This window comes from Microcystis sp. M53598_WE2 (assembly GCF_030067735.1).
Taxonomy (GTDB): Bacteria; Cyanobacteriota; Cyanobacteriia; order Cyanobacteriales; family Microcystaceae; genus Microcystis; species Microcystis aeruginosa.
Map to the genome: position 1 here is coordinate 1 of NZ_JASJFE010000930.1, position 1,856 is coordinate 1,856.

A 1,856-nucleotide genomic window follows, 5' to 3' on the forward strand; every position below is an offset into this window, starting at 1 on the left:
AGGGCGATTGATGGAGCGCAATCAATTTTCTGAGGCGATCAAAAAGGCGAAACGATCGAGATCACAAAAACTCCGTCACCTTACCGCCCAATTCTGTCTCGATCTTTTAAGAGAAAATTATCAAAAATTACCCCAAGAATTACTAATAGAACTTGTTAGATCGGCTTACGAATTATGCCCAGATGCTCCAGAGTTTCGAGAAGTCTATAAACTATTTCATATTATTTAATGGGAGTTAGATTAATGTACGATAATTTAGATAGTAATCCTTACGATATTCTAGAAATTTCCCCCGCCGCTTCCACTGCCGAAATCACTAAAGCTTTCGGTCTAGCTATGAAACGCCGTAGGTATTCTATGGATAGCATAGCTAAAGCGCGTAAGATATTAATGAATCCTCAAGATAGGATAGTTGCGGATTATTTACGTCCTCATCTCCCTCTGGTTCAACGCTTGAAAACCATGTCTTTCTCGGAATTGTCTGAACCTTTACCATCTTTAGAAATCTTAAATACCATGGATGATATTAATAATTACGATCAAGAACAACTTAAAAAAGTTGCTGGCGAACTGGCTTCATCGATACTCAAAGACCTTAATTTTTTGGAGGAATAAGGATGAATAATTACAAAATTAGCGAAGAAGATAGAAACAAATTATTAAGCCTAATTATAAATTTAACCAAAGAGGAGGCAAGTTTAAAACAAGCTTTACGGCAGCAAGGAGAGAACAATCGCTCGGAAAAAGAACAGATTTTTTTAGAACTATTAGAGGTATTTGATACCCTCGAATCGTTATTAAATTATTTAGAATATCGACACGAACCAGATGATCGAGTCTGGAAAAGATTACCGAAATCTTTAAAAAGTGTACAGACAAAATTATTAAGTATTCTAGAAAAACGTCAGGTGCTGAAAATAGAACTATCCGCTGATCAGCCAGATTTTACTATCTGTCAGGTGGTCGCTCGAGAAATACGCCCCGATTTGGAAGAACAGACGATCACAAAAATAGTCAGGCAGGGATTTACAATCGAGGATAAATTACTCAGACCGATGGAGGTTATTACATCTAAACAAGAATAGATAACCCCTTGCCACTTCCCACCCCCCACTCCGGTGCTCCCGTCCACCTATTTTCTGAGAATTCTAGAGGTACTTGTAAATATTTGTTACAACGAGACGAGGCAAAATCTGACGGCAGGGACACAAGAAAGGATTAGCGACGGGGATCAGGGATTTCAGCAGGAAATTGTATTGGGGATCAAGAGAAACTGATTGTAAAGTTTTCGATACCTCTCGCCGATTCTTGTAATAGTTCGATACATATAACATAGATGATCAGCGATGATTGTAAATTTATATTGCGAATAGCTCATCTTCTTCGGTGTTTTCCCTATACTGGTTTTCATCAACTTTGAGCCGACGTGCAGAAAAGTTAGACCACCAAGTTTGTAAGAGGTCAGGAAGATGCAATTAACCGCAAGAAATAACTGGGGCCACGTTTCTTTAGCAATGCTAAAAAGCTTTCTTCTCTGGAGTTTCGTCCTCACTGTCTGTTTATTAGTAGTGGGATTTCCTTTAGTAGTATTAATGATGACAGTGGGAGCATTGTCGGCGATTATCTTACAGTCAGTTTTACCGATTAGTTCCGTGCTTTTAGTTGCGGGAATGATTATTGGTATTAATATTTTGGCTATCCTAATTAGTGCCGCTTTATTAACAGCAAAAGGTGTTCATCCCCATGAAGTTAGCTGGCTGCACTGGTTACACGGTGAGGTAAAAACCTCTCATCAAGCTGTTTATGCTTCTTGTCCCCTAACTTGCGGGGTAGTTCATTAAATCTGATTTTCTTAC

Annotated in this window: 4 protein-coding genes; all 4 read left to right on the forward strand. The window is 38.7% G+C overall.

The genetic code is table 11. The features are described 5' to 3' along the window. The coding region (locus PX636_RS18965) for a hypothetical protein (RefSeq protein ID WP_288118300.1) at positions 1-229 on the forward strand (229 nt) is incomplete at its 5' end. Further along, a complete protein-coding gene (locus tag PX636_RS18970; RefSeq protein ID WP_242029970.1) occupies positions 229-615 on the forward strand; it encodes a J domain-containing protein in 387 nt (128 codons plus the stop codon). The genes PX636_RS18965 and PX636_RS18970, both read left to right, overlap by 1 nt. A 2-nt stretch (positions 616-617) precedes the next feature. Continuing rightward, entirely contained in the window at positions 618-1,085 is a 468-nt protein-coding gene (locus PX636_RS18975) for a nucleotide exchange factor GrpE (RefSeq protein WP_288118302.1), read from the forward strand. Between the two features lie 384 nt (positions 1,086-1,469). Continuing rightward, positions 1,470-1,841, forward strand: coding sequence for a hypothetical protein (locus tag PX636_RS18980; RefSeq protein WP_002797213.1), 372 nt, complete (start codon positions 1,470-1,472; stop codon positions 1,839-1,841). Positions 1,842-1,856 lie beyond the last annotated feature (15 nt).

Coding starts and splice junctions, on each gene's coding strand:
- PX636_RS18975 (WP_288118302.1), top strand. CDS start 618: ATGAATAATTACAAAATTAGCGAAGAAGATAGAAACAAATTATTAAGC.
- PX636_RS18980 (WP_002797213.1), top strand. CDS start 1,470: ATGCAATTAACCGCAAGAAATAACTGGGGCCACGTTTCTTTAGCAATG.
- PX636_RS18970 (WP_242029970.1), top strand. CDS start 229: ATGGGAGTTAGATTAATGTACGATAATTTAGATAGTAATCCTTACGAT.